General features: G+C 57.2%; 6 protein-coding genes and 1 pseudogene. 5 read left to right on the top strand and 2 right to left on the bottom strand.

Features of this window, described 5'->3' with window-relative positions; genetic code table 11:
• Window positions 1-158 precede the first annotated feature (158 nt).
• Window positions 159-884: a septal ring lytic transglycosylase RlpA family protein gene (locus K8W16_RS05585; RefSeq protein WP_304121952.1), complete on the bottom strand. Its 726-nt coding sequence runs from the start codon at window positions 882-884 to the stop codon at window positions 159-161.
• A 328-nt stretch (window positions 885-1212) separates the two neighbouring features.
• Here K8W16_RS05585 and secA point away from each other — a divergent pair.
• The 5 genes and pseudogenes from secA to K8W16_RS05565 all read left to right on the top strand — a co-directional run.
• Window positions 1213-3564, top strand: a pseudogene (gene secA, locus K8W16_RS05580) (preprotein translocase subunit SecA); the annotation flags it as partial.
• Window positions 3550-3918: an SEC-C metal-binding domain-containing protein gene (locus K8W16_RS12370; protein ID WP_369694458.1), complete on the top strand. Its 369-nt coding sequence runs from the start codon at window positions 3550-3552 to the stop codon at window positions 3916-3918. The pseudogene secA and the gene K8W16_RS12370, both read left to right, overlap by 15 nt.
• A 355-nt stretch (window positions 3919-4273) precedes the next feature.
• Window positions 4274-5089, top strand: a complete 816-nt coding sequence (locus K8W16_RS05575; RefSeq protein WP_304121948.1) for a polysaccharide pyruvyl transferase family protein — start codon at window positions 4274-4276, stop codon at window positions 5087-5089.
• A 163-nt stretch (window positions 5090-5252) separates the two neighbouring features.
• Window positions 5253-5789, top strand: a complete 537-nt coding sequence (locus K8W16_RS05570) for a GNAT family N-acetyltransferase (protein ID WP_304121946.1) — start codon at window positions 5253-5255, stop codon at window positions 5787-5789.
• 296 nt (window positions 5790-6085) lie between these two features.
• Window positions 6086-6613 carry a nitroreductase family protein gene (locus tag K8W16_RS05565; RefSeq protein WP_304121944.1) on the top strand — a complete coding sequence of 176 codons (528 nt, stop codon included), beginning with the start codon at window positions 6086-6088 and terminating at the stop codon, window positions 6611-6613.
• A gap of 263 nt (window positions 6614-6876) precedes the next feature.
• Here the strand turns inward: K8W16_RS05565 and K8W16_RS05560 are convergent.
• A partial coding sequence (locus tag K8W16_RS05560) for a CTP synthase (protein ID WP_304121942.1) occupies window positions 6877-8516 on the bottom strand: 1640 nt, incomplete at its 5' end.

The raw sequence follows: 8516 nt of genomic DNA, 5'->3' as shown, positions 1-8516 counted from the left end.
AGCCCGTTTACGGGCCGCCGGCAGTCGAAATGCAGATGTCAGACCGTACATGCGCCTGCTAGGGCGCGGCTGGTAAGAAAGCCTTACAGGCGCATAAGAGGAACCACCGGCTATGCCGGTGGGGCCCCTTTCAAAAGGAGTGTCAGGAGAAAGCCGGGTTACTCCGCGATGACGAAAAGCCCGCGGTAGGTGAGGCTCAGGGAGCGGGCCGTCTTTTCCGCCTGAGAGCGGGAAGGATAGGGGCCGAGCTGTACAAAGCTGAGGTCGTTGCCGTCGTGCCGCGCGATGCGGCAGCCGTAGCCGCGCGTGCGCATGAAGTCGGCAAGGTTCACGGCGCGGGGACGTTCGCGGAAGGAACCTATCTGCACATAGAAAAGGCCCAGCATGTCGCCGTCGGGCGTGAGCAGGGCGGGTTCGCGGCCGTTCTCCAGGGCGACGATGCGTACCCTTGCCGTACCTGTGCCGAGCATGCCGAGATCCTTGGCTGCAGCACGGGAAAGGTCGATGACGCGGCTGTCCACGAAGGGCCCTCTGTCGTTGACGCGTACTTCCGTTACCCTTCCGTTGTCCAGATTGGTCACTTTGAGGCGCGTGCCGAAGGGCAGAAGCTTGTGCGCCGCCGTCATGGCGTTCTGGTTATAGCGTTCCCCGTTGGAGGTTTTTTTGCCGTGAAAGCCCGGCCCGTACCAGGAGGCCACGCCTGTTTCCACAAAATCGTGCGCGGATTTCAGGGGATAATAGGTTTTGCCGCGCACCGTGTAGGGCTTGGTGCCGCGGTAACGGCCGTTCTGGTAGCCGGTATTCTTGGAGGAACAGCCGCAGGCAAGGGCTGCCACGACAAAAAGACAGAAAATTGCAAGAAAGGGGCGGAGGATGCGGAACATGGACGCGCTGCCTGATATACTGTCCTGATTGTTGCGGCACAGGGTGCCGGAGGGCGGGATATATCCTTCATCATGAAGCAGGCGCGTTTTTTTGTCCAGCCCGGGAGGGACGTTTTTCTCAGGCCGGGCGTCAGGGCGTCTGCCGTTTTTTTTCTTGGGGCTTGGCTTGGAAGCGTTCTGCAACGGTTTTGCTTTCAGAAAGACATGTGAAAGGGGAATTCCCGCCTTATTGGGAAAATATGGAGGAAACACCCTCGGGAGCATTTGCCAAACCGGGAGGCATGGCTTATCTTCTGCCTTGTTCCAACGACTTTTTTCGGAGATACCCATGATCAAGTTTCTGATCGGCAAAATATTCGGCACAAGAAATGAACGCTATCTTCGTTCCCTGCGCCCCAAAGTCAGAAAGTGCAACGCACTCGAACCCCAGATGCAGGCCCTCAACGATGAGGACTTCCCTGTAAAGCTTGCGGAATACCGCGATGCGGTCCAGAGCGGCGCGCGCACGCTGGATGACGTCCTGCCCGAAGTCTTCGCCCTGGTGCGAGAAGCTTCCTGCCGCGTTATGGGCATGCGCCATTACGATGTGCAGCTCGTGGGCGGCATGGTGCTGCACGCGGGCAAGATTGCGGAAATGAAGACCGGTGAAGGTAAAACTCTGGTGGCGACGCTCCCCGTGGTGCTCAACGCCCTTTCCGGCAAGGGCGTGCATGTAGTCACGGTGAACGACTATCTTGCCCGCCGCGACGCGGAATGGATGGGCCGCCTGTACAAGTTCCTCGGTCTTTCCGTAGGCGTCATCGTGCAGGGCCTTTCCGATGAGGAACGTAAGGCCGCCTATGCCTGCGACATTACCTACGGCACCAACAATGAATTCGGCTTCGACTACCTGCGCGACAACATGAAATTTTATGCCGAGCAGCTGGTGCAGCGCGGCCACAACTACGCCATTGTGGACGAAGTGGACTCCATCCTCATCGACGAAGCCCGTACCCCGCTCATCATTTCCGGCGCGAGCGACGAATCCACGGAACTGTACCAGGCCATGGACGCCGTGGTACGCCACCTCGTTGCGCAGGAAGACTATACTGTGGATGAGAAGGCCAAGACGGCCATGCTCACCGATGCAGGCGTAGCGAAGTGTGAAAAGATGCTCGGCATCGAAAACCTGTTCGACCCGGCGAGCATCTCCTACCAGCATCATATTCTTCAGTCTCTTAAAGCGCATCACTGCTTTAAGCGCGATGTGGACTATATTGTGAGCGACGAGGGCAAGGTCGTCATTGTCGATGAATTCACAGGCCGCCTCATGGCGGGCCGCCGTTTCAGCGACGGCCTGCATCAGGCTCTGGAAGCCAAGGAGCATGTGAAGGTCGAGGCAGAAAACCAGACTTTGGCGAGCATCACCTTCCAGAATTACTTCCGCATGTATGACAAGCTTGCCGGTATGACCGGCACGGCCCAGACGGAAGCGGTGGAATTCGACCAGATCTATCATCTGGAAACCATCACCATCCCCACCAACAAGCCCATGATCCGGGAGGATCGGCCCGACCTCATTTTCCGTACCCAGCGCGAAAAATATCAGGCTATCATCGAAGCTATCAAGGAGCTGTACAAGACGGGGCAGCCCGTGCTTGTGGGCACCATTTCCATTGAAACTTCCGAGCTTCTTTCCTCCATGCTCAAGAAAGAAGGCGTGCCGCACAGCGTGCTGAACGCCAAGCATCACGCCGAGGAAGCCGCCATTGTGGCGCAGGCCGGGCAGAAGGGGCATGTGACCATAGCCACCAATATGGCCGGCCGAGGCACCGATATCGTGCTCGGCGAAGGCGTGAAGGAACTCGGCGGGCTGCATATCCTGGGCACGGAGCGCCACGAAAGCCGCCGTATCGACAATCAGCTCCGCGGCCGTTCCGGCCGTCAGGGCGATCCGGGATCCTCCCGCTTCTATCTTTCGCTGGAAGACAACCTCATGCGCATTTTCGGTTCGGAGCGCATTTCCGGGCTCATGGAAAAGCTGGGCATGAAGGAAGGCGAACCCATTGAGAACCGCATGGTATCCAAGGCCATTGAGAACGCCCAGAAGCGCGTGGAAGGCCACAACTTTGAAATCCGCAAGACGCTGCTCGACTACGACAACGTCATGAACCAGCAGCGCGAGGTGATCTACAGCCTGCGCCGCGACCTCATGCAGCTGCCCGACGTGGAAGGGGTGCTGTTTGAGTTCGTGGATGAGCTGCTCGACACCATCTATCAGCCTGTGGAGGCTATCAAGGAAGCGCCCGACGCCGAGATGTGCGCCGAGGTCAACGGCCGCCTTCTGGAAGTCTTCAATATCGCCCGTGCCATGCCCGAAATGACGATGAGCGCCATTCCCGGCAAGGATCATGCCCGGGAGGCTGTGGTGAGGATTTTCCATGAACTGCGCGAGGAAGCCGGGCCCGTGTACGGCGACATTCTGCGCTATTTCCTCCTCGAAGCCCTGGATCGCTGCTGGAAGGATCATCTGCGCGCCATGGATTACCTGCGTGAAGGCATAGGCCTGCGCGGCTACGCCCAGCGCGATCCCAAGCGTGAATACCAGAGCGAAGGGCTTGCCATGTTCAAGGAAATGCTCTTCCGCATTCATGAAGGAGCGCTTACTTCCCTGACCCATGTGCGTATGCGCCGTGTGGAACCGGGAGAAATGGAAGGAGCTGAAGGAGCGGAAGGCGGCGAGTCCCCGGAAGGTACGGAGCAGAGTGCCGGAACCGCAGCGGAAGAAGCTTCGCCCGCCGACAACGCGCCGGAAGCGGCGCAGGAGGAAGTGAAGGAAGAAGCCGCGCCCGAGGCTCCGGCAAAGGAACCTGAAGCGAAGGCCGAGCCCGCCCTGAACCTGCGGCACAAGACGGATCCCGCCGCCATGGGAGGCCCCGCCCCGGCAAAGGAGGAAGATCGCCGTACCTACAACGGCGTGAAAGTGGGCCGCAATGACCCATGCCCATGCGGCAGCGGCAAGAAGTTCAAGAAGTGTTGCGGCAGGAATCTGTAAGGCAGTGATGAATCCCCATGGAGCTATGGCTTCATGGGGATTTTTCTGTCGGAAATCTGGGGAGGACCTGCTGCCTTCAGCCGGACAGATAATTCCCTTTTATATTATATTGTGTTCTTCTGAGGGGAGCAAAAGACATGATCGCTTTCTGTGTTTCTGCAAGGCGGAGTATGTAGAGATATTTGACCCTTCACGGCCTATAAGTTTTGCAGGTTGTGTGCAGGGGGCACATATACAGGCAAATATGCACGAAGTATAAGCCGGGGAATGCTTTCCATGGTTTGTACCTGAAAAGGCAATACCAGACTGTATTTTTCATTTTTCAAAAAAGAGAAATTAAAATGGGCAGTGAAAAATGAAAGAAAATTCAAGCATTGTACTTTACTGGTGGAGAGATAACAATAATGTTGGCGACAGCCTCTCTCCTTATATCGTGGAAAGGGTTTCCGGCGCCAGAGCTGTGTCTGCTTCCATAAAGAGGCCCGGTAAGCTCTGTGCCGTGGGGAGTATCATCAACAGCCGCACCTTGCGCAGCCGCAGTGTATTCTGGGGGAGCGGCTGCATGCATGCGGAAGTACGCTTCTATCAGGGGCGTGCACTGCTTCCTTTTCTTCCTTCCACGCCTTCGTTCCGTGCTGTCCGCGGGCCGCTGACAAGGGAAACATTGCTTCGTGCAGGATATCGCTGCCCACGGATATACGGCGATCCTGCGCTGCTGCTTCCGCGTTTCTATCAGCCGAAGGTGAGGCGGAAGCGTTACGGCCTCGGCGTGATATGTCATTTCAGCCATAAGAACCTGCTTCATTTTCCTGAAGAGATCAAGCTTATTGACGTTGAGCGCGACGTCTGTGACGTGGAAGCTTTTGTTGATGAAGTGTGTGAATGTGAGAGAATCGTTTCTTCTTCTCTGCATGGCATCATTATTGCTCATGCCTATGGAATTCCGGCCAGGCAGTTCACTATCCCGGATGCCCCGCTGATGGGGAGCGGCAACAGGAAATTTGAAGATTACTATCTGAGTGTCGGCATGCCCGTTCAGCCGCCGTTGTTTTTTCATTCCGGTGACAGGCCGACGGTTCAGGAGCTTTCACAGGGGGACGAGACCGTTGATCTGAAAATAGACCTTGATCTGTTGCTGGAAGTGTTTCCCCATGAATTGATATACGCTTAGTGCGTGGTATCTGTGGCATGGCTCAGAGTCCTGCCGCTGCGGCGTGCAGGCAGCTGCCTCGGTATTGTTATGGGGTGCGGCGCTTTTGGCAGAGGTTCTTCCTGATTCCATATACAGGGAAAAAGGGGGATTTTCGCAGTGAAGAAACAACCTGGAGGCAATAATGATACGCAGGGCGCGTGAATGTGATATTGACGCCGTGGAGAAGCACTATGTCGAGCTTCTGACTTTTGAGCGGGAACACGGCAGCACTACCAACTGGAAAATGGGCGTGTACCCCACAAGGGGCGTGGCGGAACGCGGGGTGGCGGAAGGCTGGCTGTATGTGATGGAAGAAGAGGGGGAGGTCTGCGCAAGCATGCTTCTCAATCATGTGCAGCTTGACGTGTATGCCTCCATCTCGTGGCAATACGCTGCGGAGCCGGATAAGGTGCTGGTCATTCATACGCTCTGCGTTCCTCCTTCCCAGGCGGGAAAAGGGGCGGGAACGCGCATGGTGCTTTTTGCGCTCGAAGAGGCGGCCCGGAGAGGGTGCGACGTGATGCGTCTCGACACATGGGAACACAATGAGCCTGCGGCAAAACTGTACCTCAGGCTGGGCTTCCGCTATGCCGGAAAGGCGGCAACCCTTTTTGAGGGCGGTATTGATGAACATCTGATCTTTCTGGAAAAAAGGGTCAGGGAAGAGCCCTTCGGATAATACCGCCTGCCGTAAGACAAAGAGGCTGTGTTCGTCACGGCATTGAAGCAAAGTCTTTCCTATGACTCTGTGCTTGGTTTTGAGCGGAGCCGTGCTTCGGTAACGCTTTATAAAGCTGTGTCAGCCTGTTCTTTTCTTTTCATTTTTGATAACATCCGCAGGAAGGATTTCGTTCCGTCGTCGTATGCGACAGGAGGCGACGGAACGCTCCTGTGAATAAGACCGGCGCGGCCCTTCGCGGCAGGGGCGGCCGAGGCAGGAGCTTTTCGTATTTGCCGGAAAGAGGAGAAACGAGCATGGATATATGGACGGCCATGAAGACGCGCCGAAGTGTTCGTTCCTATACTGGGGAGCCGGTTTCGGAGGAGGCGGTGCGCGCCATGCTGGAAGCGGCCATGCTCGCCCCCAGCGCGGGCAACGAACAGCCCTGGGAATTTATTCTGGTGCGCGACAAGGAAGCACTGGTCAGGGCCGGAGGGATCAATCCCTATGCGTCCTTTTCCCCGAAGGCTTCCCTGGGGGTGATGATATGCCTGAACAGGGAAAGAGAAAAATACGCGGGCATGGGGTTCCTTGATATCGCCGCCTGTACACAGAATCTGCTGCTTGCGGCACACGGGCTGGGCCTCGGTGCGGTATGGACGGCAGTTTATCCTGTGGAAGAGCGCGTGAAGGGCTTCCGGGCGCTTCTTGCTCTTCCGGAAAACGTGATCCCCGTGGCTTTTGTGCTGGTGGGGCATCCGGGAGAAAAAAGTTCCTCTGTGGCCGCACGCTTTGACGAGGGACGTATCCATAACGAAGCATGGGGAAACAGGGGCCTTTAGGTACGAAAAAGGCCGCCTCGCGCAGGGGTGCGGCGTTTTTCATGGGAAAATGCGCGCGACGGGAAAAAGACCGTTTTTGACGCCCCGTGCATATTTCTGACTGCAGTCCCGAGAGTATGTATATGCTTGCAGGAAAGGCTGAAGGAGGCCTTTGAGCGACATAGCGCGGGCCGCAGAACATGGCCGAAAAAGGGGGCGGAACCCATGGGGTCCGCCCCCTTATAGTCAGGACAGGGCGGCGCGAAAGCTTCGCGCAGGGGCGTTCAGCGCTTTTTGGACTGCTTCACGGAAGCGGCGATGAAATCGTGGAACAGCGGATGGGCATGCATGGGACGGGACTTGAATTCCGGATGGAACTGGCAGCCCACGAACCAGGGATGATCGGGCAGTTCGATGATTTCCACCAGCGTGCCGTCGGGGGAGGTCCCGCTGAAGACCATGCCGTGCTGGCTGAGTGTTTCGCGGAAGGCGTTATTGAACTCGTAGCGGTGGCGGTGGCGCTCGGAGATATTTTCCTGCTTGTAGGCTTCCGCCGCCTTGGTACCGGGCAGCAGCGTGCAGGGGTACGCACCGAGGCGGAGCGTGCCGCCTTTGTTGCTGGCTTCGTCGCGCACTTCCACGGAATGTTTGCGGAAGTCGTACCATTCCGTCATGAGGTAGATGACTTTTTCATCAGTGAGCGGATCAAATTCTTCGGAATTGGCATGGGTGAGGCCTGCCACGTTGCGGGCGAACTCAATGACGGCGCACTGCATGCCGAGGCAGATGCCGAAGAAGGGCACCTTGTTTTCCCGGGCGTAGCGGATAGCCTCTATCTTGCCTTCCACGCCGCGATAGCCGAAGCCGCCGGGCACAAGGATGCCGTCGCATCCCTTGAAGGTTGCGGCTGCGTTTTCCGCATTGACCTCTTCGGAATTGACGTACTTCAGGTTCACGGAAACATGGTTGGCCACGCCGGCGTGCACCAGGGCTTCATGCAGGCTCTTGTAGGCTTCCTTGAGGTCGACGTACTTGCCCACTATGGCGATTGTCACCTTGTTTTTGGCGGCTTCCTCAAAGTCGCTCATGAGTTTGTGCCAGCCGGAAAGGTCGGCATTGCGGGCGGGAAGGCGCAGCATGATAGCCACCTTCTGATCGAAGCCTTCCTCATAGAACTTGAGCGGTACGCCGTACACATTCTTCACGTCCACGGAGGTGAATACCGCGTCTTCATCCACATTGCAGAACAGGGCGATTTTTTTCTTGAGTTCCGCCGGAATGGTCTGTTCGCAGCGGCAGAGGATGATATCGGGCTGAATACCGATGGAAAGCAGTTCCTTCACGCTGTGCTGGGTAGGCTTGGTTTTGTATTCCCCGGCGGCGTGCAGATAGGGCACGAGGGTGAGGTGGATGTTCAGGCAGTTGTTGCGGCCTATGTCGGAACGGAGCTGACGAATGGCCTCAAGGAAGGGCAGACCTTCGATATCGCCCACAGTGCCGCCGATTTCAATGATGGCCACGTCCGGGGCGTTGTCCCCTTCCGTGAGGCTGAGCACGGTACGCTTGATTTCGTCAGTGATGTGGGGGATCACCTGGACGGTGCCGCCGAGGTAGTCGCCGCGACGTTCCTTGTTTATGACGTTGTAGTAGATGCGTCCGGAAGTGGTGTTGTTGTTCTGAGAAAGGGATACGTCGAGGTAGCGCTCATAGTGGCCGAGGTCGAGGTCGGTTTCCGCGCCGTCGTCGGTGACGTAGACCTCACCGTGCTGGAAGGGGTTCATGGTGCCGGGGTCAACATTGATGTAGGGGTCGAGCTTCTGGATGGTCACGGAAAGGCCGCGCGCCTTCAGCAGGGCGCCCAGCGAAGCCGCGGCCAGTCCTTTTCCAAGAGAGGAAAGCACGCCGCCGGTAACAAAAATGAACT

The organism is Mailhella massiliensis (genome assembly GCF_020741395.1).
In the GTDB taxonomy this organism is placed as follows: domain Bacteria; phylum Desulfobacterota; class Desulfovibrionia; order Desulfovibrionales; family Desulfovibrionaceae; genus Mailhella; species Mailhella massiliensis_A.
The sequence above is the reverse complement of the archived record's forward strand: the minus strand, read 5'-3'. Positions and strand labels throughout refer to the sequence as shown.